At 35.3% G+C, this 25,717-nt stretch carries 21 protein-coding genes and 1 other annotated feature; of the genes, 6 read left to right on the forward strand and 15 right to left on the reverse strand.

Annotated elements, in window-relative coordinates:
- Positions 1-51 precede the first annotated feature (51 nt).
- The 5 genes from HMPREF1140_RS03735 to HMPREF1140_RS03750 form a co-directional block, all read right to left on the reverse strand.
- Positions 52-1,512 (reverse strand): hypothetical protein, encoded by a 1,461-nt coding sequence (locus tag HMPREF1140_RS03735; RefSeq protein ID WP_009662686.1) that lies wholly within the window; start codon positions 1,510-1,512, stop codon positions 52-54.
- Positions 1,513-1,601: 89 nt separating this feature from the next.
- Positions 1,602-2,990 carry a hypothetical protein gene (locus tag HMPREF1140_RS03740; protein WP_009662519.1) on the reverse strand — a complete coding sequence of 463 codons (1,389 nt, stop codon included), beginning with the start codon at positions 2,988-2,990 and terminating at the stop codon, positions 1,602-1,604.
- A 4-nt stretch (positions 2,991-2,994) separates the two neighbouring features.
- Positions 2,995-4,413 (reverse strand): hypothetical protein, encoded by a 1,419-nt coding sequence (locus HMPREF1140_RS03745; RefSeq protein WP_009662589.1) that lies wholly within the window; start codon positions 4,411-4,413, stop codon positions 2,995-2,997.
- 144 nt (positions 4,414-4,557) lie between these two features.
- Positions 4,558-4,701: a hypothetical protein gene (locus tag HMPREF1140_RS13500; RefSeq protein ID WP_009662668.1), complete on the reverse strand. Its 144-nt coding sequence runs from the start codon at positions 4,699-4,701 to the stop codon at positions 4,558-4,560.
- A 101-nt stretch (positions 4,702-4,802) separates the two neighbouring features.
- Positions 4,803-6,371, reverse strand: coding sequence for a leucine-rich repeat domain-containing protein (locus HMPREF1140_RS03750; protein WP_035619824.1), 1,569 nt, complete (start codon positions 6,369-6,371; stop codon positions 4,803-4,805).
- Between the two features lie 343 nt (positions 6,372-6,714).
- Between HMPREF1140_RS03750 and HMPREF1140_RS03755 the strand changes: the two genes are divergently transcribed.
- Positions 6,715-7,128 carry a TOBE domain-containing protein gene (locus HMPREF1140_RS03755; protein ID WP_009662620.1) on the forward strand — a complete coding sequence of 138 codons (414 nt, stop codon included), beginning with the start codon at positions 6,715-6,717 and terminating at the stop codon, positions 7,126-7,128.
- Between the two features lie 60 nt (positions 7,129-7,188).
- On the opposite strand, the gene htpG is transcribed toward HMPREF1140_RS03755, so the two are convergent.
- The 4 genes from htpG to HMPREF1140_RS03775 all read right to left on the reverse strand — a co-directional run bounded on the left by htpG (position 7,189) and on the right by HMPREF1140_RS03775 (position 14,011).
- Complete coding sequence (htpG, locus tag HMPREF1140_RS03760; RefSeq protein ID WP_009662662.1) at positions 7,189-9,237, reverse strand: molecular chaperone HtpG; 2,049 nt, start codon at positions 9,235-9,237, stop codon at positions 7,189-7,191.
- 132 nt (positions 9,238-9,369) lie between these two features.
- On the reverse strand, positions 9,370-10,893 hold the full coding sequence (locus HMPREF1140_RS03765) for a 4Fe-4S dicluster domain-containing protein (protein WP_009662580.1): 1,524 nt from the start codon (positions 10,891-10,893) through the stop codon (positions 9,370-9,372).
- A 242-nt stretch (positions 10,894-11,135) separates the two neighbouring features.
- Positions 11,136-11,765, reverse strand: a complete 630-nt coding sequence (locus HMPREF1140_RS03770; RefSeq protein WP_009662611.1) for a sortase B protein-sorting domain-containing protein — start codon at positions 11,763-11,765, stop codon at positions 11,136-11,138.
- 143 nt (positions 11,766-11,908) lie between these two features.
- Positions 11,909-14,011 (reverse strand): elongation factor G, encoded by a 2,103-nt coding sequence (locus tag HMPREF1140_RS03775; RefSeq protein ID WP_009662709.1) that lies wholly within the window; start codon positions 14,009-14,011, stop codon positions 11,909-11,911.
- A gap of 304 nt (positions 14,012-14,315) precedes the next feature.
- Between HMPREF1140_RS03775 and HMPREF1140_RS03780 the strand changes: the two genes are divergently transcribed.
- Together HMPREF1140_RS03780 and aroA are read left to right on the forward strand one after the other, a co-directional pair.
- Positions 14,316-15,407: a prephenate dehydrogenase/arogenate dehydrogenase family protein gene (locus HMPREF1140_RS03780; RefSeq protein WP_009662445.1), complete on the forward strand. Its 1,092-nt coding sequence runs from the start codon at positions 14,316-14,318 to the stop codon at positions 15,405-15,407.
- 10 nt (positions 15,408-15,417) lie between these two features.
- On the forward strand, positions 15,418-16,668 hold the full coding sequence (gene aroA / locus HMPREF1140_RS03785) for a 3-phosphoshikimate 1-carboxyvinyltransferase (protein WP_009662561.1): 1,251 nt from the start codon (positions 15,418-15,420) through the stop codon (positions 16,666-16,668).
- A 52-nt stretch (positions 16,669-16,720) separates the two neighbouring features.
- On the opposite strand, the gene HMPREF1140_RS03790 is transcribed toward aroA, so the two are convergent.
- Positions 16,721-17,527 (reverse strand): CAP domain-containing protein, encoded by an 807-nt coding sequence (locus HMPREF1140_RS03790; protein ID WP_009662644.1) that lies wholly within the window; start codon positions 17,525-17,527, stop codon positions 16,721-16,723.
- Between the two features lie 221 nt (positions 17,528-17,748).
- Here HMPREF1140_RS03790 and HMPREF1140_RS03795 point away from each other — a divergent pair, with 221 nt between their 5' ends.
- Positions 17,749-18,231, forward strand: a complete 483-nt coding sequence (locus tag HMPREF1140_RS03795) for an RNHCP domain-containing protein (protein ID WP_009662460.1) — start codon at positions 17,749-17,751, stop codon at positions 18,229-18,231.
- 51 nt (positions 18,232-18,282) lie between these two features.
- On the opposite strand, the gene thrS is transcribed toward HMPREF1140_RS03795, so the two are convergent.
- The 5 genes from thrS to HMPREF1140_RS03820 all read right to left on the reverse strand — a co-directional run bounded on the left by thrS (position 18,283) and on the right by HMPREF1140_RS03820 (position 24,867).
- Entirely contained in the window at positions 18,283-20,238 is a 1,956-nt protein-coding gene (gene thrS / locus HMPREF1140_RS03800; protein ID WP_009662477.1) for a threonine--tRNA ligase, read from the reverse strand.
- 44 nt (positions 20,239-20,282) lie between these two features.
- Positions 20,283-20,475: a binding site (T-box leader), on the reverse strand.
- A 65-nt stretch (positions 20,476-20,540) separates the two neighbouring features.
- Positions 20,541-21,758 (reverse strand): FAD-dependent oxidoreductase, encoded by a 1,218-nt coding sequence (locus HMPREF1140_RS03805; protein WP_009662423.1) that lies wholly within the window; start codon positions 21,756-21,758, stop codon positions 20,541-20,543.
- A gap of 154 nt (positions 21,759-21,912) precedes the next feature.
- Positions 21,913-22,278, reverse strand: a complete 366-nt coding sequence (locus tag HMPREF1140_RS03810) for a metal-dependent transcriptional regulator (RefSeq protein WP_009662657.1) — start codon at positions 22,276-22,278, stop codon at positions 21,913-21,915.
- Positions 22,279-22,429: 151 nt separating this feature from the next.
- On the reverse strand, positions 22,430-24,466 hold the full coding sequence (locus tag HMPREF1140_RS03815; protein ID WP_009662584.1) for a heavy metal translocating P-type ATPase: 2,037 nt from the start codon (positions 24,464-24,466) through the stop codon (positions 22,430-22,432).
- A 134-nt stretch (positions 24,467-24,600) separates the two neighbouring features.
- The gene (locus tag HMPREF1140_RS03820; RefSeq protein WP_007591321.1) at positions 24,601-24,867 is read right to left on the reverse strand and encodes a DUF6110 family protein; all 267 of its coding nucleotides are present in this window, start codon (positions 24,865-24,867) and stop codon (positions 24,601-24,603) included.
- Between the two features lie 291 nt (positions 24,868-25,158).
- Here HMPREF1140_RS03820 and HMPREF1140_RS03825 point away from each other — a divergent pair, with 291 nt between their 5' ends.
- Both HMPREF1140_RS03825 and HMPREF1140_RS03830 read left to right on the forward strand, forming a co-directional pair.
- Complete coding sequence (locus HMPREF1140_RS03825) at positions 25,159-25,371, forward strand: FeoA family protein (RefSeq protein WP_007591319.1); 213 nt, start codon at positions 25,159-25,161, stop codon at positions 25,369-25,371.
- Positions 25,372-25,484: 113 nt separating this feature from the next.
- Positions 25,485-25,709: a FeoA family protein gene (locus tag HMPREF1140_RS03830; protein ID WP_009662413.1), complete on the forward strand. Its 225-nt coding sequence runs from the start codon at positions 25,485-25,487 to the stop codon at positions 25,707-25,709.
- Positions 25,710-25,717: the final 8 nt, after the last annotated feature.

Here is a 25,717-nt window from a genome sequence, read left to right on the forward strand (position 1 = left end):
CCATGGAAAACTTTATAAATACATCCTCAGCTTTTACATCTACATATACAATTATTGAACCGGATCCACCGGTTTCATTACGACTTCTCCTGTATAATCTACAACAAGCATCGGATTTTTACCATCCTTATCAAATCTTGTTATACGTTGTTTATCTTCTCCTGCTATATAACTATATTCATATAAAAAAACATAGTTATCACTACAAAATAATTGTGGTATGTAGGCACTTTCAGAATCCTTAATTCTACTGTATATCAATCTTATAGTGCCTGTGTTCATATCTGTAATAAAGAGCTTAGTTCTTTCTTCTTCATCCATAATTGACTCTCCATTAGATACACTATATAAAAAGTTGTCATTTACTTCATAATTTTCTATATAAGCATCATAATCTATAGGATACCTTGGCGTATTGATTATTTCATAGTCAATATTTGAGCCGTCTTTCGCCTTTTCTATATCTTCTGCTTTTATCCTAAGCATCACATACATATGAACCATAAACTCTACTTTATCTTTTTCTTCTCTACTTACGCTTCCTGTATCGTTAAACTTAATTTTATCTATATAATTCTTATCTCTGTACAAAAACTCCATAGGTTGGTAAAAGTATATATATCCGTTTAATACTCTGTAATAATTAGGATTTTCTCTAAATAAACCTATACTTACTAAATCATATTCCCCCATATCTCTGTCTTTCATTATATCCCACTTGTCTGAATTACTCCTTATTTTATCATCCAGATTTTTTGCCCATATATCATAAGTCTCTACTATATTAGTTGTATTGTTACGATCCCAGCTTGAAGCTTCTTTATAATACTTAAATGTAGTCAGCTCTTTTTGCTTATATTTTACTTTATTCCATCCAAGCAGATAATGATATGGGACATCTACTCCTATACCTGGCCCATAACTTGCCTCTCTTATTATACGCATGCTGTATTCATTAAATACAACACTGCCGACTCCTCCCAATCTTATTTGATCATAATAAATCTTAGATGAATAAATCTTTATACCATCTAAAGTATATTTACTAAGTATATCTCCATTAAATAAGTATATATACTTGCCATCTATATAGTTTCTGTCTCCCTCTCCATTAATTACAGGCTTTATCCCACCATTTATATTTTCCAATTGCTTTTTATCTATATCTCTACTCATCTTGCATATTCCGAATATATCTTTACAAAGGAAAAAGATATCCGAATTATTTTCCATAATTGAGCCTATATAATTTGAGCCTGAATATACCTCATCTACTGCTTTGCCCTCATTATCCATATACATTAGTCTACCATGATACACAAAATATATACCGTCTTCCACCTGACATACATTACCCATACTCTTTACAGTAATATTTTTATTATCTGTAAAAAATTTTTTCCTAATAACCGCCGGATATTTGTCAGCAGGGATATACATAAAATCACATAATGAAAGAACAAAATATGCTATAGCAATTATACTTACACATATAATCCATTTCTTTTTCATATTGAAAGTCTCCATTCCATCCGATTCTGTTGTTAATATAAATTGTGATGAAAAATTTTTTCAAAAAATAAATAAAAATTTCCATATATTTATTGAACATGTTTCATAACAACTTCACCGTTTTCATCCATTACTAATACAGGGTTGCTTCCGTCACGATTTATCCTTGTAATACATTGTTTTTCACCATAATCACCATACTCATATATGAATATGTATTTATCTGTAGCAAATATTTCAGATGAGTCATTCCCAAGGAAAAACCTCTTCTTTTTATAAACTTCCTTATTCAAGCCGGTGTCAACATCTATAGAATAAATATATAGATTTCTATATGCTTCTTTATCTGTATATTCATCCTCATTTATTACATATACATTGTTTTTGTCAACAATAAATCTGCTCCAATCTCCCGATATATCCGGGCTTTCACTTACTCTCTCATAGTTTACATAAGTTTCATTAGAGCTGTTTTTTATTTCATCTATACTGATTCTAAATACCGCTTTTACATTAATTTGGTAGGTAAACTTCTCTCTGTTATTATCTTGTTCTTCCAACGTAATTTCTTCCGACTTTCTTTTATATTCCTTGTCCAGATAAGTGATTTTCTGGTTTCCATAAAGATAAATATATCCGTCTACCTCATCCGAAAAATTCCAAACAGATAATTCTATACTCTGTAAGTCATAATTATCCGGATCTTTCCCATTTACTTGTCCATACATTCCTCCGCTTCTTACTTCTTTATCCACTTCTTTTGCCAAATCATCATATTCTATAACATTTTCTCTATTATATGAGTCCCATTCCTCCGGTTCTAAATAGTACCTTGAAAACTTTACCTCATGTAGAAGATACTTTATCTTATTTACATCAAGTCTGTAATATTGCGGAACACTAAGAGCTATACGTTCATTTTGATACCATTTATAAAAAATGTAATCATCAAATATAGTATTACTTGTCGTAAAATCCAATGCCTCTTTATTGCTAAAAATCATCTTTCCACTGAAATCATATTTTCTTAATCCGTGTCTCACATTTAATGTATATATATTTTCACCTTCCATATACATCTTGCCTGAATCATTGGCAATTTTTACTATTTCTCCATTTGAATTCACCTTATAAATACTCGCAATATCATCACATTCACGCAAAAAAACAGTATTATCTTTTGCTAAAACACCCACAATTTCACTTGGTATTTTGCAGATTTCATTTATATTTCCATCAGAGTTTTCCATATACATAAGTCTGCCTTTATATACAAAATATATACCGTTTTCTGACTGCTCCACTTTACTGATTACTTTTACACCGTTTTTTCCATCCTGATTTGATTTATTTTTCTGTTTATATGTATCTGATGAGATATACATGGAGTCAATTTTAGGCAATGTGTAAAATATTAAAACAAATATAGGCAATACTATAGCAACCACTACTACCCATGTGAATATTATTTTTCTCATAATTCTATTTCTCCAACGCTTGCATTACTACTTCACCGTTTTCATCCATTACCAATATAGGGTTGTTACCATCTCTGTCAATCCTTGTAATGCATTTCTTTACGCCATATTCACTACCTTCATAAATGAAAATATATTTATCTGTCACAAACATTTCACTGTAATAATTTCCGATAAAAAATCTTTCTTTTCTATAAATCTCCTTATATAAACCTGTATCAACATCCATAGAATACACATATATATTTCTATCCTCTTTGCTACTGTCAAAATATTCGTCTTCTTTTAATACATATGCATTCTTATTGTTAATAATAAATCCTCCCCAATTTTTATTCAGATCATAACATACCAATTCATAATTAATGTAAGTATCCTCAGAAGTATCTTTTATATCCTCTATATTAATTCTGCATAGTACTCTTGCTATGGTTGTATATGTTACTTTTTTTATTTTTTCACTTTCCCATCCTTCTTTAATAACCGACATTTTTTCTTTATAATTCTTATCTCTATAAGTAACTCTCTGTTCTCCATAAAGATAAATATATCCATCTTGTACTTCTGAAAAAGACCAAGGAAGCAGCTCTACGCTTTGCAGTTCATAATCATCCAAATTTTTCTCAGTAGTATCATCAAATATTTCCCCTTCCCTTACTGTTTTATCCACTTCTTTAGCAACAGAATCATAGGGTATAACATCCTCTTTCCAATACGTATTTCCGGCTTCAGGTTGCATATAATATCTTGAAAGTTTTAATTTCCTTGTCTTATAATTTATTTTGTTGGCATCAAAAAGATAATACTTAGGTATACTAACTTCTACACCATCATCACTAATATCAAAATTATATCTTATGAAAAAAATATAATTATCAAATATCATTCCACTTGATATAAAACCGGATTTAACTTTATTTTCAAAAATTTTTCTTCCATTAAAATCATATTTTCTTAAACTGGGTTCTCCATCCAATATATATATATTTTCCCCTTCAATACTTGATGTTCCTGAAGCATCAAAAAGTTTTACTATTTTCCCACTTAAATCAACTTTATAAAAGCCATAATCATACTCATCCCGTTTACGAAAAAAAACAGTATCATCTTTTACTATAATACCTATAATTCCACTTTGCAGTTTGCACATTTCTCTAACCTGCTCATTCGCTTCATCCATATACATTAGTTTGTCTTTATATACAAAGTATATGCCGTTTGTCCCCTGCTTTACTTTTTCTTTTTCAGTTCCACCTGTCTTTTCATCCACGTCCCCAATCTTTTCCTTCTGCCAATGCTTGTCTGCGGATATATACATAAAGTCGAATTTAGGCAATACAAAAAATATCAATACTGTTATAAAAATAATAATGAAAAATAATGTGAATAATATTGACAACCTTAGCTTGTTTTTTTTCCTCATTTGTATATAATCTCCTTTTTCATAGCATCATACAATTTCTTCAAATGACTGGATAAACTACACATAAACTTTAGTCTACTCTTTATCCGGACCATAAGCTTCTCCTTATGACCAATCTTTATACTTGTCTTTAAATAAATCAAATCAGCCTATTCTATTAGTTGATATTTTTTTAATTTTTCCATTTCCGTAATCATATATAAACTTTCCCGGTCGACCTGTTCTGTCATGTCCAACTATGTCAAGTTCATTAATATATATAATGCCTTCATCATTTCGCTTATTCATATATTCCCACACAGCTCTTTCATTTTACATATCTCTTCTTTTAATAATATATATTTTTCAGGTTCATCCTTTTTATGATCGTAGAGCTTGTACATAGTTTTCTAGTAAAATACAAGTTTAGGTGTCTTAATTCCATCGGTCTCAATCCAGTGATATTCACCCTTCAATCTCTCAGGCAATTCAATCTCCTTTAATGAATAGCATTCTCTGATAGCGAATGAATCCAGATATTCTACATTTTCAGGTATTTTTATTTTAGTGAAAGAACAATCTCCAAACGAGTATGCATATATTGCTTTTAAGCTGTCGGGTAAATCAATATTTTCTATCTTTGAACACCCGACAAATGTAAAATAATTAATTTCTTTCAATTTTATATCATCTTCAAAATCCACTTTTCTTAAATTTGAACATAGAAAAAATGCCTCTGAACAGATTATTTCTACACTTTTAGGAATATAAATCTCTTCAATATCCTTTCTATTTTCAAAAACCTGTTCAGCAATTAATCTGGTTCCTGCTTTAATATGTATTATTGAACTTCCATTATTATTTTCAGAAGCTAAAAGTATATTATCTACATACTTACATCCACATTCGTCAGGTTTTATATTATTTAGATACTTTGTATTCTCAAAACTGTACCCAGCAATACTTTCTATTCCTGACGGTAAATTAATATCGTACAAGTCCTTGCAATTATTAAATGCTCCATTGCCAATTTCAATTATACTTTCAGGCAATTTAACTTCTTCCAAACCTGAATGAGAAAAGGCATTTATTCCGATTCTTTTCAGCCCTTCTTTAATATTTATCTTTTTCAATGCAATACAATTCTCAAAACAATTGTCTCCAATTTCAATTATTCCTTCAGGCAGTTCAATCTCTCTTAGCTTGGAATTATTTATAAATACAGCATTTGCAATTACCTTTGTAGAATCTTTAACTATGACAGTACTATTTAAACCTTTATTATATAAAAGCACTTTTCCAAGGTATACCGATCCATATTCATCAGCCATTCCGCTTTTTAAGAATTCTGTTCCCCAAAACGCATTTTCTTCTACTCTTTCAATTCCTTCTGACATTCTCACTGTAGATAAACTGCTGCAATTATAAAAGGCAGAGGCACCGACAATCTTTAAACTATCCGGTAAATATATGCTCTTTAGATTTATACAATCACTAAATGTTTTTTCTTTTATTTCAGTTATAGTATTGGGTAGCTGTACGTTTGTCAGAGAACTACATTCTGAAAATGCACCTTCCTCTATTACTCTAACATCATTAGGAATATCTATTTCTGTTAATGATTTACATTTTAAAAATGCACCATTTCGTATAACTTCTAATCTTTCAGGTAATTTGATATCTTTTAAATTTGGGCAATTATAAAAAGCTCCCATTTCAATTTCTTTAATTCCGTCGGACAATGTAACCATCTCTAAATTCACGCAGTCTGCAAAAGCAAAAACTCCAATTTCACTCACGCCATACGGTATTTCCACTACTTTTAAATCTTCTTTTTTTTCAGTAATTCCACTTTTTATACCTATAAAAACATTGTCTTTAATTATTATCCTACACTTCCAATTAATAAATGTAAGATAAGCAATCCAAAGCACTAAAAAAAATAGTAATATGACTAAGTATTTTTTAATATTCTTCATTTTTATCCCAATTTAAACTCTTTTATTCAGTTGCAACTTAAAATTAACCACGATTATATACTATAAATATTTTCTAAAATTTTTATATAAATGTCAATATAAAAATACATATTTTTATATTTGGTATAATTGTAATAACTATCATTTAGTGTTTTTTATAGAACAAGTGATTATTTTCATTTAATAAATATTATTATTGAAAGTCTAATTAACTACAAGCTCTCAAACCTTCTCCTACACCTCCTCTATAAATACCGCTTGCTATAATTAAAATTTATGCTAAAATCTATAGTATTGCTTAAGTTTTTTAAGCAAAATATTTTTGACCGGAGGTTTTTACACAATGAAATTAAGTGCAAGAAATCAATTCAAAGGAATTGTAAAGAATGTTAATGAAGGTGCTGTTAACGGCATCGTTACTATTGAAGTAAACGGAGAGGCTGTTTCGGCTACTATTTCAGTTAATGCTATCAAGGAGCTCGGCTTAAAGGATGGAGCTGCCGCAATCGCTGTTATCAAAGCTACAGAGGTTATGGTTGCTACAGAGCTTCCAAAGATTTCTGCAAGAAACAAGTTCCAAGGTGTTGTAAAGAGCATTAATGAAGGTGCTGTTAATGACATCGTAGCTATTGAGACAAAGCTTGGTGTAGTTTCAGCCACAATTTCAAAGAATGCTGTAAAAGAGCTTGAACTTGCCGTAGGTAAAGAAGCTTATGCTGTCATCAAGGCTACTTCAGTAATGGTAGGCATTGAGTAAAATATTAAAAAGCCGGCACTTACGATTTTAAGTCGTTAAGTGTCGGCTGTTTTTATTTTATTATTTTAACTTAAGCATAAGCTCATTGCTTCTTTTTATAAATGCACTCATTCTCTCAGGTGAAAGCGGGCTATGTGATATTGAAGCAAGATCATACAACTGTTCACAGATCATATCAAACAACTCTTCATGATTGTTTTCAAGAAGTTCCTTTACAAGCAGATGATTTGCATTGAGAACCAAAGTCTCACCCTCTCCTCCAAACATTGAAGGATCCATACCCATCATTCCGTACTGCTTCATCATCTCCTGCATTCTTCTGCTCTCTTCGGATATTGTAATCACCGATGAAATCTCATCACTCTTTAAAAGCTGTACTGAAACTTTTAATCTGTCATTATGAAGAGCAGTCTTTACCTTTTTTGACAACTCATCATATGAAGCCTTTGTATCTTCAGCTACCTCCTCACTTCTCATATCATCCGTCATATCGGAATCTATTCTAAGGAATTTTACATCATCTCTTTTCATCTCAAGAGTTGAGATAAAAGGTACATCAATGCTGTGTGGCAATACTACAGCATCCTTTCCGGCAGACTTAAAGATATTTACATACTGGCTCTGCTCTTTTACATCATTTACATAGAATATCTGAGTTTTTTCAACCTCTTTTTTCTCTTCAGAGTTCTCAATATTCTCATCTGCAGAAGTTTCAACCTTATCCTCGGAATTTTTACTTTCATCAACAAGCTCGTTTAATGTAAGGTATTTATCATTTATATTTTTAAATAATATATAATCCTCTACCTTTTTACCGAACTTCTCATCTTTAAGATAACCGTACTTTATAAACGGAGCAATATCATCCCAATATTTCTCATACTTATCTCTCTCTGTCTTGCACATTCCTGAAAGCTTGTCTGCAACTTTCTTTGCAATATACTCTGAGATTTTTCTTACAGAACCGTCATTCTGTAATGCGGATCTTGAAACATTAAGCGGAATATCCGCACTGTCTATTACACCCTTTAACAGTAATAAGAACTCCGGAATAACCTCTTTTATATTATCTGCTATAAATACCTGATTATTGTAAAGCTTTATAGTTCCCTCTATAGAATCATACTCCGTGTTTATCTTAGGGAAGTATAAAATTCCTTTCAAGTTAAAAGGATAATCCATATTTAAATGAATCCAGAAGAGCGGTTCCTTATAATCCATAAAGACTTTTCTGTAGAAATCGATATATTCTTCATCACTACACTCATTAGGATGCTTAGTCCAAAGCGGATGTATATCATTTATCGCTACAGGACGCTTTTTAATCTTTATCTTTTCCTTTGCAGGCTCTATTTCAACTTCTTCCTTAGTGCCGTCTTCTTTTTCTTTTTCCTCTGTCTTTGCAGGCTCAATTATAGTCTCTATTACGGTATCGCTCTCTAAAAGCTCATCCTTTTCTATGATTTCAGTCGCTTCCTCCGCATCTATATCCTTTAAGAATATCTCTACCGGCATAAATGAACAGTACTTGTTAAGTATTTCTCTTACTCTGAACTCGTTTGCAAATTCATGACAATTATCATTAAGGTATAATGTAATAGCAGTTCCTCTTGAAGCTCTGTTGCCTTCTCCCATCTCAAACTCAAGACCGCCGTCACTTACCCAATGTATAGGCTTTGCACCTTCTTTGTATGAAAGAGTATCAATACTTACCTTATCCGCTACCATAAATGCGGAGTAAAATCCAAGACCGAAATGACCTATTATCTGCTCCTCATTTGTCTTATCCTTATATTTTTCTATAAAATCAACTGCACCTGAAAAGGCAATCTGATTTATATACTTTTCCACCTCTTCTTCAGTCATACCTATACCGTTATCTATAAAACGTATAAGTTTTTGTTTAGGGCTGACTTCCACATTTATCTTATATTCATCTCCTTCAGGCTTTGTAAACTCTCCTGCAAGGCTTAATTTTTTCAACTTTGTTATAGCATCTGTTGCATTTGAAATCAATTCTCTTACAAATATATCATGATCTGAATACAACCATTTCTTTATAATCGGAAATATGTTTTCACTGTTTATTGATAAGTTTCCCTTTTTCATTTCATCACCTCTCTAATAAATTTGCAAATATATTATTTGCTTTGCTATAACTATTATAACCATGAAAATATAAAAGTCAATAAAAAATTGGCACTCACCTAATATGAGTGCCAACAATCTTTTTTATATGTATTATTTAACCAACTTATCAAGCTCTTTTACAGATTCAGTCTCAATAGCAATACCATGTGTTGCCTTAGCCGCATACTGATTTACCGCACCTTGGGATTTCTTGATATTCTGCATTGTTCCCGGTCCTGCCACGCAGCCTCCCGGACATGCCATTCCCTCAAGAAGATATCCCGGATACTTTCCTGCTTTAGCCATTGTCATCATCTTTTTGCAATCTGCAAGGCCTTCCGCATTCATTACCTTTACTTCTCTGTCAGGATACTGACTCTTAATAACTCCTACAACCGCCTTTGCAACTCCTCCGGATACCGCAAAGTTTCTTCCGTCTGTAGATGCATCGTTGACACCGTTCGGATCTTCTTCAAGGTTTTCAATATCTATATGTTTTGCATCAAATATTCCGGCCATCTCTTCAAATGTAAGCACAAAGTCCACTTCACTTCTTACCTCTGTCCACATAGCCTCAAGCTTCTTTGCGGAACATGGTCCGATAAATACCACTTTTCCGTCCGGATGCTGTTTCTTTATAAGTCTTGCCGTAAGTGTCATAGGTGTAAGTGCCATTGATATACATTCAGCCTGATCCGGGAACACTTTCTTTGCCATCAATGACCACGAAGGACAACATGATGTACCCATAAAAGGTAATTTCTCAGGCACTTCATCAAGGAAGTCAAACGCCTCTTGTGTGGCACAAAGATCGGCACCGATAGCAACCTCAAATACATCGGCAAATCCGAGCGCTTTCATTGCCGCACGAAGTTTTCCGGGAGTAACCTTAGGACCGAACTGACCTACGAAAGCAGGAGCAATAGCCGCATATACTCTGTCTCCAGACTGAATAGCTCTTATAGTCTGGAAGATCTGTGATTTATCTGAAATAGCACCGAACGGACAGTTTACAAGACACTGTCCACATGATACACATTTATCGTAGTCAATATCGGCTTTGCCGTTTTCATCTGAAGATATTGCATCCATACCGCATGAAGCCGCACAAGGTCTTGTCTGAATAATGATTGCATTATATGCACAAACATTTGCACATCTTCCACATTTGATGCATTTTTCCTGATTAATACTTGAGAATCCGCTCTCTTTATCTATCTTTACAGCACCTGTAGGACAAACCTCCGAACATGGATGTGCCAGGCATCCCTGGCAACCGTTAGTTACATATACTCTCTTTTCAACACAACCATGGCATGCAAATTTAATTATATTGATTAACGGTGGTGTATAATATGTCTCCGCCTTATCCGCAAGTTCTATTCCCTCAGATAAGGGAGCATGATTAGCTGCACTTCTGTAAGGCAATCCCATAGCAAGTCTGAGTCTTTCACCTACTATAGCTCTTTCCAGGAAAACGTTGTTTCTGAAATTTCCCACTTCACCGGGAATAATCTTATAAGGAAGCTCCTCTATTCTTTTATCTACCGGCCACTCTGTGTGATAAGCCATTCTGGCAACTTCTCTAAAGATTCTATGTCTTATTTCCTGAATTCTTGTTTCAACACCTCTCACAATTTTCCTCCACTAAAAAAATTTTCCGTTTATAGTGACAATAGTTTCAGTATTTCTAAAACCGTCTTCTATACTGAGCAATGATATAATACTATATTTAAAAAATAAAATAAAGGCATATTGTTATTTTTTTATCAATTTCTTGTTTTTTATAAGAAACATACAAAATTGCATTAAAAAAAGCGCAAAAACGGCAGACTGTACAGCCTGCCGTAAAATGTCTTATTTAATTTAACTTAAGATTAGTTCTCTTTCTTCTTTGTTGCAATTACAAATGCGCCTGCTACAGTTGAAAGACCGAGTAATGCTGCATAAAGTCCCATTGCTGAAGCATCAGCTGTCTTAGGTACATTTAATTTTCCGCGCTTAGCTGCTGTCACATCACCCTTAGTAGAAACATTTGTGTTTCCTGCTGCAGGACCTACATTAGTTGCAGGAGCAGATGTGTTTGAAGGTGCAGGACCGTAGTTTGAAGCAGGAGTATTTGTAGGTACTGTTGTTGCAGTAACAGCTCTTGAACTTCCACTTCTTGATGAGCTGCTTGATGAACCGCCTCTAGATGAACCGCCTCTGCTGCTTGACGCTGTAGAGTTTGAATAAGTAGCTATAGATGGTGTTGCATTAGATGCTGTTGATCTTACTACAACTGTAGAAGTACCCGGTATAATAATCTTTGAAGGTGCCTTCTCTCCCTCTATTCCTATAATACGAGTTACGTTTCCCTCATTAATAACCTGTGCACTTGCAGCATCTGCAGGTTTTCCCGGAACAATTATCTGTGAAGGTGCGGCAAAAGCAACTATACTACCTGAAACTAAACCTAAAGCCAATGTTAATGATAAAACTGTTTTTTTAATTATTGATAAATGCATGATATGATATCTCCTTTTTCATATAAGTTTCTTGATGAAGCTAATATATAACCTTATGAAAAAATTTTCAAGCACTTTAGTCAATATGTAAAACTATAGTAAGATTTCTTACAATTGAACATATTTTCTTAATAATATATTTATTACTCTGTATCATTCTCAAGCTTACTTGCTCTTGCTTCCACTTCCTTCTTTTGGATATCTCCGGGTGTCTGCTCATATCTTGCAAATTCATAGCTGAATACACCCATACCTCCGGTCATTGAACGAAGCTCGGTATTGTATCCGAAAAGTTCCAACATAGGAACATCGGCTCTTATAAGCTGTTTTCCGTGATTGATTGACTCCATACCGAGAACCCTACCACGTCTCTTGTTAAGATCTCCCATAACATCACCTGTGAATTTATCGGGAACTATTACACTTACTGTATAAATAGGCTCCAAGAGTACAGGAGCGGCCTTCATAAATCCGTCCTTGAATGCGATTGTGGCAGCCATCTTAAATGCCATTTCGGAAGAATCAACAGGGTGATATGAACCGTCCAAAAGTACTGCCTTTACACCTACTACAGGATATGCGGCCAAAGGTCCCTTAACACAACACTCAGCCACTCCTTTTTCAACTGCAGGGAAATAATTCTTAGGTACAGAACCTCCGAAAACAGTCTCTTCAAATACATATGGCTTCTCAAGATCTCCTGAAGGTTCAAAGCTCATCTTTACATCACCGAACTGACCGTGTCCACCTGATTGCTTCTTATATCTTCCGGCAGCCTCAACCTTTTGTCTGATAGTCTCTTTGAAAGCTACCTTAGGTCTTGAAAGTTCTATCTTTACTTTATATCTATCTAAAAGTTTGCTAACTACGATTTCAAGTTGTTGATCACCTATTCCGTAAATGAGAGTCTGTCTGTTTAAAGTATCATTCATATGCTTTAATGTCAAATCTTCTTCCATAAGCTTTGACAGACCTGATGAAAGTTTATCCTCTTCTCCCTTGTTTACTATCTTATATCTCATACATGTATATGGTGATGAGATTTTTGGTCCATGATAAAGGATAGGTGCATTCTTTAACGCAATAGTATCACCTGTAGTTGTTACATTAAGCTTAGCCATAGCGCCGATATCACCGGCAACAAGCTCAGGTACTTCTATAGCGTTCTTTCCTCTGAGTACATAAATCTTTCCGGATTTCTCCTCTGTTTCCTTACCTACATTGTAGATTGCACTGTCAGGCTTCAGTGTACCTGTACAAATCTTAACTAATGAGTATTTTCCTATGAAAGGATCCACGATTGTCTTAAATACTCTTGCAGATAATGAAACCTCTTTATTATATTTTGCTGTAAAATGCTCACCGTTGCTTACGTCCACTCCCACACACTCTTTATAATCAGGTGACGGGAAATACTTTTCAATTGCCATCATAAGTGCCTTAAATCCCTGTGCGTCCACTCCTGAACCCATCATTACAGGCACAATATCTCCGTTGCAAATATTTTCTTTGAGTGCTGTTGAAATTTCATCATCGCTGAATTCCTCACCTGAAAGATATCTTTCCATGTATTCTTCGCTTGTCTCGGCAACGGCCTCCATCAAGGCCTCTCTTGCAATCTTTAAGTTGGCTTCAACATAATCAGGTATCTCACACTCTACATAGTCTGAAAGGTTTGTAAATCTTCTACCCTTCATCTTCACAACATTTACAAATCCCACGAACTTTTCATTTTCTCTGATCGGAAGATGGAAAGGTGCAACTTTTCTTCCGAAGCGTGTTTCAAGCTTCAAAAGCAATTCACGATAGCTTGCCTTGTCATCGTCCATATTTGTTACAAAGAATATTCTCGGTAAACCGTATTCTTCGCACAACTCCCATGCTTTTACCGTACCCACTTCAATTCCGGCCTTGCAATTGACTACAATAATGGCAGCGTCTGCAGCTGATACGGCTTCTTCCACCTCGCCTACAAAGTCGAAATATCCCGGAGTGTCCAAGAGATTTATCTTTACACTTCCGGTATCTCCTTCATATTCTACCGGAACTAAAGATGTACTGATGGAAAAACCTCTTTTAATTTCTTCTTTGTCATAGTCGCTGATGGTATTTCCGCTTGAAATACTTCCCATCTTTGAAATATTTCCTGCAACAAAGCTCATGGCCTCTGCCACTGTAGTCTTACCCGAGCCTCCATGGCCAAGCAGTACGACGTTACGAATCTGTTTAGTTTCATAAACCTTCATAAGAGTATCCCTCCTTTTTAGTCAATAGACTTTTCTGATAAAGATATTTTACTAAACATACGATAAAATTTCAAGTTTTATATTCAATTTAGACAATGTAATTTACACTTTTATTATAGTTAAATCGTAATATATTTTTATAAAGTTTTTGTATAAATAGACTGTTTTAGTAAAGATAAATAGTCATAATAAAGCCGTATTACTATGTCGCTTTAAATTATTAAAGCAAAAGTAATTGACTAATGACACCAAATGTACTAGACTTTTTATATTTAAAATTGACGTAATGTCGGAACGGAGAATTATGCAATACAATAATATGGCTTTTATAGGCTTTGGACTTATAGCGGGATCGATTGCCAAAGCAATAAGAAAATACAGACCCGAATCAAGAATTTATGCCTATACAAACAACCGTTCCGAGCTGTTAAAAGGTAAAAGCGACGGGATTATAGACATTATTCTTGAAGGTATAGACAATACTCTTTCAGACTGTGATATAGTGTTTTTATGTACTCCGGTAGAGTTCAATGATAAATATCTCAAAGATATAAAGCCTTATATAAGGAAGGATGCGATCATAACGGATGTGGGTTCTACAAAGTCCTCGATTCACAGTCTTGCAAAAGAACTTGAACTTGAGGATGTCTTTATAGGCGGACATCCTATGGCCGGTTCTGAAAAAACAGGATATGACGCTTCGGATGCACTCCTTTTGGAAAACGCTTATTATATGATCACTCCGTCTTCAAAAATAAATGTCGAAAAATTAAAGGTATTTTCAGGAATAATCGAATCAATAAAGGCTATACCCTTTGTAATAGATTATCAAAAGCATGATAAAGTTGTTGCCACTATAAGCCATTTACCTCATATTATTGCGGCTACACTTGTAAATCTGGTAAGTGAAAATGACTATGATGACGAAGTAATGAAAAGAGTTGCTGCAGGAGGATTTAAGGATATTACAAGAATAGCCTCGGCCTCTCCAATCATGTGGGAACAGATATGTATGCTTAATTCCGAGCCTATAAATATGATGCTTCGCAAATATATAGATACTTTAGAGGATGTATACTCACATTTGTCTGCCAAGTCAAGTACATATATCAACAATATGTTTGCAAAATCCGGTGAGTATAGAAACTCTCTTGATACAAACTCTCAGGGACTTATTATTTCAAAACATGATTTAAGCGTGCATATTCAGGATAAACCCGGAGCAATTTCCGTTATCTCCGCCATCCTGGCCGCAAATTCTATAAGTATTAAAAATATCGGTATCAATCACAACAGAGAAAAGGGCGAAGGTGCATTAAATATTTCTTTCTATGATGCCGATTCCTGTGAAATGGCAGGCAAATTATTGAAGGAATATAATTATAAAATTATTTAACGGAGGAAATATGATAAAAGGTAGATTAAGGGTTCCCGGCGATAAATCAATATCTCACAGAGCTGTAATGTTCGGAGCCATATCAAAGGGTATTACAAATATAAAAGGTTTTTTAACAGGTGCCGACTGTATCTCAACAATATCAATTTTTAAAAAAATTGGAATTGATATAGAAATACAAAATACTGCCGTTACAGTAAAGGGGAAGGGGCTTTACGGCCTAAGTAACCCGGGAGAAATACTTGACTGCGGCAACAGCGGTACTACAACCAGACTTGTCAGCGGCATTTTATCCGCACAAAATTTCACTTCTGTCCTTACAGGTGACAAATCCATACAAAAAAGGCCTATGAACAGAATTATAGCTCCTCTGACATTGATGGGAGCCGATATTAAAAGTAATAACGGTTTTGCACCTCTTACCATCACAGGAAGCTCACTTCACGGAATTGAATATAACTCTCATGTTGCAAGTGCGCAGGTAAAATCCGCCATACTTCTTGCAGGATTATATGCAGATTCTCCGACTACTGTGATTGAGCCTGCAAAATCAAGAGACCATACCGAATTGATGCTAAAAAAATTCGGTGCAGATTTATATACGACAAAAACTTCCGCTACAATAAATCCATGTAAGGAACTTTTTGCGACCGATATAGACGTTCCTTCCGATATATCATCAGCGGCATTTTTTATGGCTGCCGCCACTTTGGTTCCGGATTCCGAGCTTATACTTGAGAATGTAGGTATAAACCCTACAAGAGACGGTGTAATAAAAGTTTTAAAAGATATGGGTGCAAATATAGAAATAATCAATTCAAATGATGAGTTTGAGCCTGTAGCCGATATCAAAGTATCTTATTCAAGGCTTCATGCAACTACTATAGGAGGAGATATTATACCGACTCTTATAGATGAACTGCCTTTACTTGCCGCCGTAGCTTCAATGGCCGAAGGTAAAACGATTATAAAGGATGCTACAGAGCTTAAAGTAAAAGAATCCAACAGAATAAAGGTAATGTGTGAGGAACTTTCAAAACTCGGTGTAAATGTAGTTGAAACCGAAGACGGTATGGAGATTGAGGGAACAAACAAGCTTTTGGGAAATGTCACCATATCTACTCATGACGATCACAGAATCGCAATGACATTTGCAATTCTCGGGCTTATTTCAGACGGTGAAATAAAACTTGATAATAAAAACTGTGTTGAAATATCATATCCGGGATTTTTTGACGATTTAAGAAAAGTAAATATTTAAAAAAAGCCGCCATCGATATATAGCTGTAAGTATATACCTGTGGCGGCTTTTTTTATTTCTGATGTCCGAAAAGCATTGCTACATAATAAAATCCGTTGCTGTAATAATATCCGACTCCGGCATATATTGTAGATGCCGGCAGATTTTCTATAAACCCCTCACTTTGAAGCATAAGTTCATTATGCTTTGGTGAATTCTTAAATGATGTAATCTTTATATCTGTAGATGAGGAATTGTCCATTGTCAATATCTCAGATACTCCGATATAATTATTCGTTATATTGTTCACAGTATAAAAAGCCTGTCCGTCAGGTCTGGTATGTGCAAACGATACCGCACTCTCCTTTGCTCTTTGCTGTGCCGCAGCCATAAGTTCACTGCTTATCACCATTTCAGGCAATCCCTTGCTTTTTCTGTACTCATTTAACTTAATGAAAAGCTCCGCTCTTTCACCTGTATTCTCTCCTGTGATATGCATTGCCACATCAAGTCCTGCCTGTCCGGATTTTGTCATTACAATTCCGTTCTGCGTCCAGGCACCCTCTCCGTTTAAATCATATCCGTCAGGTGATTTGGTATTCCTTAGCATTGCACTTTGCGGAAAAGTGCTGTTTCTTCCGTCATTAAAGAAATAAGCTTTACCGTCCACCCACTGCCAGCCTGTTAAAGTATATCCCTTTGTATTGAAATAATACCAGTTTCCGTCGATATTTTTCCACTGTGATACGGGATATTTGTAATCATCCGTCAAATACCATGTCCCCTTTGAATCATGCTGCCAACTTCCTGCATACGAGACCATGGAAAGTCCCATACTCATTGACAAAGCCGCCGCCAAAACAACTAATCTCTTCTTCATTTTTTCTCCTACATCTCATCCGAAATCCATTAAAATATATAGTAATCAACACTGTAAAAATATATTTTACATATGTAAATTTCTTGGGTATAATACAAAAACAAGTATCTATATAACTTTTATACAATATAATTATATCAGACACATCAGGCAATTCAAAGTGCCTGTTTGATTAAACCAAATGAAGTATATTGTAAGAAATAGACAATGGAGAAGAAAATATGAGTCAAGATAAATTTGATTTGGAAGAGGCTCTAAAAAACCTTAACAGCGCCCCTTCATCACACAAGAAAACCGGTACAGTCAAAAAGAAAAATGCCGTAAAGATAGAACCCGACTACAGATATGAAGCATGCAACGACTCTTTCCCCTGTGCCAATTGCGGTAAGATGATAAATCCTGAGGGTGCAGGTACACATCACAGAAACCATTGCCCCTACTGCCTATCTTCCATTCATGTGGACAATGAACCCGGCGATAGGAAAAGCGATTGCAAAGGCATTATGGAGCCTATTTCTATCTGGGTTAAGGATAAGGGTGAATGGGCAATAGTTCACAGATGTAAAAAATGCGGTAAGCTTAACACTAACAGAAGCGCCGCGGACGACAATCCTGTACTTTTGATGTCGATTGCCGTAAAACCTTTGGCCTCACCGCCTTTCCCGCTTCATTTATTGAAAAATGCACTTGATAAACAAAAATAAAGAGATGGCAAAGATCTTTTAAAGGTCTTTGCCATCTTTTAAATTCACATTTTATTCAGTTACTTCTTCTTTTCTGATTTCTTTTGTTCTTATCTCTTTGCAGATCATATCGACGAAATCTGAAAGCTTTTTACTTCCCTCATCTCCTGCAAATCTGCTTCTTACAGATACGCTTCCTTCAGCTTCTTCCTTTTCACCTACTACAAGCATATATGGAAGTCTTGAAAGTCTTGCATCTCTTATCTTAAATCCTATCTTCTCCGTTCTGGTATCAACAGTAGCGTCAATACCGTTTCTCTTAAGTTCTTTCAAAACGGAGTTTGCATAGTCTGCATACTTGTCTGATATAGGAAGAATTCTTACCTGCTCAGGACATAACCATGTAGGGAACTTTCCCGCATATTTTTCTATAAGCCATGCAAGTGTTCTCTCATAGCATCCAAGAGATGTTCTGTGTACAATATAAGGTCTTACCTTTGCACCGTTTTGGTCTATATAGTAAAGGTCAAAGTTTTCTGCAATAGCGGCATCGAGCTGAATTGTGATCATTGTATCCTCTTTGCCGTAAACATTCTTTGCCTGAATATCAATCTTAGGTCCGTAGAATGCAGCCTCACCGTCAGCCTCTGTAAAAGGAAGTCCCTTTTCTACCAGAATATTTCTAAGTGCAGCCTGTGTTCCTTCCCAATACGCCTCATCTCCAAGGTATTTTTCCTTATTATTCTTATCCCACTTTGAAAGTCTGAATGTTACATCATCTCTAAGACCAAGTGTTTCAAGTACATATATTGCAAGGTTAAGACAGCTTTGAAGCTCTTCTTCAGCCTGATCCGGTCTTATTACATTGTGACCTTCGGAAATAGTAAACTGTCTTACTCTTGTAAGTCCGTGCATTTCTCCCGAATCTTCATTTCTGAAAAGTGTTGAAGTCTCACCCATACGATATGGAAGGTCTCTGTAGGATTTTTGAGTATTCTTGTATACATAGTACTGGAACGGACATGTCATAGGTCTGAGTGCAAGGATTTCTCCGTCATGCTGAGGATCTCCCAAAATAAACATACCGTCCTGATAGTGATCCCAGTGTCCTGAAATCTTATAAAGATCCGACTTTGCCATAAGAGGAGTCTTTGTTCTTACATAGCCCCACTCATTGTCCTCAAGATCTTCAATCCATCTTTGAAGTTTCTGAATCATCTTTGTACCCTTCGGTAGCATAAGAGGGAGTCCCTGACCCACTACATCTACAGTTGTAAAGAGTTCCATCTCTCTTCCAAGCTTGTTGTGATCTCTAAGCTTAATATCCTCAAGATGTTTTAAATGTGCCTCAAGCTCCTCTTTTGAATTATAAGCTGTAGCGTATATTCTTTGAAGCTTTGCCTTATTTGAATCTCCTCTCCAATATGCCATTGATGATGATATAAGTTTAAATGCCTTTATATCCTTTGTTCTTTGAAGATGAGGTCCGGCACAAAGATCAGTGAAGTCTCCCTGCTTATAGAAAGATATCTTCTCACCCTCCGGTAAATCTTTTATAAGCTCTACCTTATAAGGCTCATTTTTTTCTTCCATAAACTTGATAGCTTCTTCTCTTGGAAGCTCAAATTTTTCTATACTAGCACCTTCTTTTATAATCTTTTTCATTTCGGCCTCAAGCTTGTCAAGATCTTCTCTTGAGAAAGGCTCATGATCAAAATCATAGTAAAATCCTTCCGCAATGCTTGGTCCGATAGCAAGCTTGGCATCCGGGAAAACTCTTTTTACAGCCTCTGCAAGTACATGTGATGCTGAATGTCTTATAACTGAAAGTCCTTCCTTATCCTTTAGTGTAATAAGATTGAGCTCACAATCAGCTTCAAGTTCATCTCTTAAATCATGCATAACACCGTTTACTTCACCGGCAACCACATTTCTTGCCAAACCCTCACTGATGTCCTTAGCAATATCAATAATACTTTTTTTGCTCTCATATTCTTTTACTGAGCCGTCTTTTAATGTTATCTTCATATTTCCTCCATTTCCAATAATAAAAAATCGCCCCTAAACTTTCGTTTAAGGGCGATTGACGCGGTTCCACCTTAATTCAGATATATAAATATACCCCTCATTTGATTATAACGTAATCAACGTGCTGTATTAAAGCCACTCCGAGACGGTCTTCACATATATTTCCATAAGTTGCTCTCAGCCTCCAACTCTCTCTGTAATTTCCAAATATGCTACTTTTCTCTTCTTCGTTTATGCACAATATAATATTACTTGATTTTACCTTTGTCAAGGTCTCAGTATATTTTATTTATAAATTTTATTTATAAATTCTCCAAATAATTGAGCATACCTTCTACGGCAACCTTGGCCTGAGCGACTGCATCAACTACAGTTTTTGAGCCGTGAACCACATCACCTGCAGCAAAAACACCTTCAACAGTTGTCATACAGTTTTCATCTACTATCAAAAGCCCTTTATCAGATGCTCTAAGTCCGTCTGTTGTAAGAACAAGCTTATTCTTAGGTCCGTTACTTACCGATATTATTGTGGAATCGGCATCTACATAGTCGAGTTCTTTTTCATAGTCGATTACATTGTCTTCTTCATCAAATATTGCAGTCTTAAATACAGGACCGTCATATGTAATGGCTTCAATCGCCTTACCGAAGATAAATTCTGCACCTTCGTATTTGGCAGCCTCCACCTCTACAGAGTTTGCTGCAACTCTTTTACTTCTGGCATAGAGCTTTACCGTTCTTGAACCTCTCCTAAGAGCTGTTCTTGCCACATCCATTGCGGCATTTCCCATACCGATTATAGCAACACTGTCTCCAAGCTTATGTCCGTCAGGATTTGCCAGATAATCCACACTGAAATGTACATTCGGCATACTCTCACCTGCAATACCAAGAGTCTTGGCTCTCCACACTCCGGTACCTACAAATACGGCCTTGTAACCGTCTCTGAAAAGATCCTTTATTTCCAAGGCCCCACCTACCGCAGTATTATTCCTTATCTTTATCCCCATTTTTTCCATCCTGTCATAGTATCTTTGCATTAAAGACTTAGGCAATCTGAAATCAGGAATACCGTACTGAAGCACTCCACCTATTGTATTTTTTTCATCAAAAATAGTTACATCATAGCCTTCTTTTATCATCTTAATCGCTACAGTCATACCTGCAGGACCACCGCCTATGACTGCGACCATAACATTCTTTCTCGGCTTTTTAACAAATTCCATTCTGTCCAGATAGAAGTCCGATATAAACTTTTCTATATCGCAAAATCTTACCGGATTATTTTTTCTGTTCATTATACAATTGCCCAGGCACTGTGCTTCATGGTCACAAACTATGGAGCAAACCAAAGATAAAGGATTGTTTTCAAAAAGAATTTCTCCGGCTTCCATTATCTTTCCTTCTTTAAAAAGTGATATAACCTGTGGTATTGATGTTGTTATAGGACAATGACTGCTGCACAGCGGCTTTTTACATTGCAGACATTTATTGGCCTCATTTACTATATGTAATCCCATATTTTACCTCTTACTTCCAACTAACTTAATATAAATCGGGTTAAGTTTACAGTGTAAATAAATATTTTTCAATAAAGTATCTGATAAAATACATTTAGATATTTTTTTGACAAAAGCCTATAAATCTGTAACAGATTTATAGGCTTTACTTAAATTACTTATCTTTAAAATATTCCTTAAAGCATTCAAATGTCTCTTCACTGATATAATGCTCTATTCTACATGCATCCTCTATTGCAGTTTCCTTGCTTACACCCATCTTTTGTAAAATCTCACCCAAAGCTATATGTCTTTCAAGTGTAGATTCTGCAATCTCCAATCCCTTTTCAGTCAATGTGATATGTCCATCATCGTCCACTTCAATATATCCGTTTTCTCTGAACTTTTTCATTTGCTCACTTATTGTAGGTTTTGAATATCCCATCTCTCTTGCAATGTCAACTGCCCTTACCACGCCTGTCTTTTTCTTTAAACTTAAAATTGTCTCCAGATACATCTCGGCAGCTTCCTGTATAACCATAATTACCTCCTTCTTTATTGAATTCCCACTTACTGTTTATACTGATATTATACATAAAAATGTCACAATTATCAAATATTTGCAACTTTTTTGGTTATCTTTGTAAAAATCGGACATCAAAAGATGTCCGAATATATTAAAATCATTTTTCTTAATTCTCCGGTAAGAGATTTGTCATACTTGAAAGTGATATACCTACAGTTGACAAATTGTGAAGCAGTGATGATGTTCCCGGAGCAAGTATTCCCAAAATACCAAGACCTATCAGAGAACCGTTAAATCCCATAATAAATCTGAAGTTTGAGTGAACTCTTCTTGTAAGCTTATTTGAAAGTTCTTTTAATCTTACAAGATCATTTAAATCATCAGCTGATATACATACATCAGCTATCTCTCTGGCAATTGCCGCACCTTCACTGATTGCAATACCGCAGTCTGCAGCCGATAATGCAGGTGAGTCGTTTATACCGTCACCGATCATTATTACGGTTCTGCCCTTTGCCTTTTCTTTCTCCACATAGCTTGCCTTATCCTCAGGCAATACTTCCGCATAGAATTTATCTACTCCTACCTCTTTTGCAATAGCTTCGGCCGTGTGGATATTATCTCCTGTCATCATAACTGTCTTTTTAATTCCGAGAGCTTTTAATTTCTTTAAAACATCTTTTGCTTCAGCTCTTAGAGGATCTGCAATCTCAATAATAGCTGCAAGTCTTCCTGCAATAGCCATAAACAGATGTGAATATCTGTGATCAAGCTCTGAAAGCTTTTTCTTAGCATCTTCACTAAGAAAAGCTTTTTCATCCTCAATTACAAAATGATAACTTCCTATTACAACTTTGTCACCTTCTATTTTACTTGCAATACCATGTGCAACTATATACTGCACCTCTGAATGCATCTCTTTATGACGAATCTTTCTTTCTTTAGCCTCTTTTACCACAGCATTTGCAATAGAGTGAGGATAGTGCTCCTCAAGACATGCAGCAATCTTTAAGAGCTGATTCTCATCATCTCCGTCAATTCCGATAATTCTTTCTACCTTTGGGCAAGCATAAGTCAGAGTACCTGTCTTGTCAAATACTATAGTATCCGCATTTGCAATTGCCTCCATGAACTTTCCACCCTTTACAGTGATTTTACTATTTCCGGCCTCTCTCATTGCAGAAAGTACCGCAAGAGGCATGGAAAGCTTCAATGCACATGAGAAATCCACCATAAGAACAGACAATGCTCTTGTTACATTTCTTGTAAACAGATATGTAAGTCCTGTTGCAAGTAATGAATAAGGTACAAGTCTGTCTGCAAGTCTGTTTGCCATATTTTCAGTATTTGATTTAAGCTTTTCACTCTCCTCAATCATAGATACGATTTTATCATATCTGCTCTGTCCTGTAGTAACAGTTACCTTTAACAGACATTCTCCCTCTTCTACTACTGTTCCTGCATAAACTCTTGATCCTGTTCTTTTTTCCACAGGAACGGATTCACCTGTAAGAGATGCCTGATTTAACATAGCCTCACCACTTACCATCTCTCCGTCAACAGGCACTACATTTCCTGTATGTACTCTGATTATGTCACCTGACTGAATCTGTGAAATAGGAACCGAAACCTCGCCGTCATCTGTTACAAGCCATACCTTATCTACATTTAATGACATACTTCTCGCAAGGTCGTCTACAGACTTCTTATGTGTCCAGTCCTCAAGCTCATTACCTACACCAAGCAAAAGCATAAGTGAACCTGCTGTTGAGAAATTACCCTGTGCAATAGATATTCCTATTGAAAGTGCATCAAGCAAATCAACCTCAAACTTTAACTTAAACAAACACTTAAGTCCTTTATATATGTAAGGAGCAGCCTTAACAATTGTATAAATATTGTTGATTATATTTGGGAAAAACATATTTCTCACGCCTGTAAACATGAGCATTCCCACCATCTTCTCCTGAAAATCTCTTGTTATCTGTCTTCCTGAAGTACTTGGCATACTCTCAAGGAGCTTAGGATTATTATAATCAAATTTTTTAAGTTTATTTATAACTGCATCTCTTGTATTATCCTTATAATAAATAGCGACATCGCAGGTTCTTTCATATACAACGGCTTTTCTGATAAAATCAAAGCCTTCCAAATAATACTGAAGCAAATCCGCTTCTTTTACCGACATTCTTTTTTGAGCCATGCGCACACGCATTCTTCTGTTTGACTCATGCAAAATTCTACAATTCACTTTTTATCCCTCTACATCTTCTTATAACTTAAGGAAGAGTCAGACTCTTCCTTATACTAAAAACTTTATATTACTGATAAGAGAAATTACTCTTCGATGTTACCTTCAGCTTCCTTTGCTGCACGCTCTTCGTTGATATCCTTAGCCTCTGCTAAAATATCACTTGCATTCTCCTGTACACATGAAACTGTATCCATTACACATTCCTTCATACGAAGCACTGCTGCTGTACCCTGTGCATATGCCTTCTTAGCATCCTTGCTTGAAAGCAACTTAATTCCTGCTGTACCAAAGAGTGTACCTGCTGCAAACAAACCGAACTTCTTCCATCCAAAACCATTAAGTAAAAACATATTAACCTCCTTAAGTTAGCTTTAACTAAATTTAACAATTATATTTTATAAAATTTATTACGGTAATAATATAGCATAAACTTAAATTCTTGTAAATAGAAAATTTACCCCAAAACAAGGCTTTTCCACGTGAATATTGTATTTTATTAAATACTTTTTAGTTAGTTTTTGCTAATATTTGGCAAATTCAGTAAGTAAACTCTAACTTTTCCTTAAAAAAATCTTGCATTTAATGTTAGTGTATGCTAACCTATAGAATGTATTAGACATGTTTCATGAAAAGGAGGAGTTATGATGCCATTACTTATGGCTAACTTAGGTGAAGAATACACAATAAAGCAAATTGGAGGTCGTGAAAAAGATAAGACTTTTTTAGCAACCCTTGGCTTTGTTGTAGACGGCAAAATCACTGTTGTCAATGCTATGGCAGGAAACTTGATAGTTAATATCAAGGATTCAAGAGTAGCAATCAGCAAGGAATTGGCCTCAAAAATAATGATCTAAGTTGCCTGACAATTTTAGGTAGTAGAATGTAAGCAGCTTATTTACATTCGCCAATGGAATTTCCATTGTATGTTTTCAGAAATCACTTATTATAATGCGGAAAGGAGAATGGAATGGATACTTTAAGAGATGTAAAAATCGGTGAGACTGTTACTGTTGCCAGAGTTCATGGCGAAGGTCCTGTAAAGAGAAGAATCATGGATATGGGTGTTACAAAAGGCACATCAATTCATGTTCGTAAGGTAGCTCCTCTTGGTGACCCTATCGAGGTTACAGTTAGAGGATACGAGCTTTCTATTAGAAAAGAAGATGCGGAAAAAATTGAAATAAACAGATAAGGAGCTAA

The organism is Lachnoanaerobaculum sp. ICM7, assembly GCF_000287675.1.
In the GTDB taxonomy this organism is placed as follows: Bacteria; Bacillota; Clostridia; order Lachnospirales; family Lachnospiraceae; genus Lachnoanaerobaculum.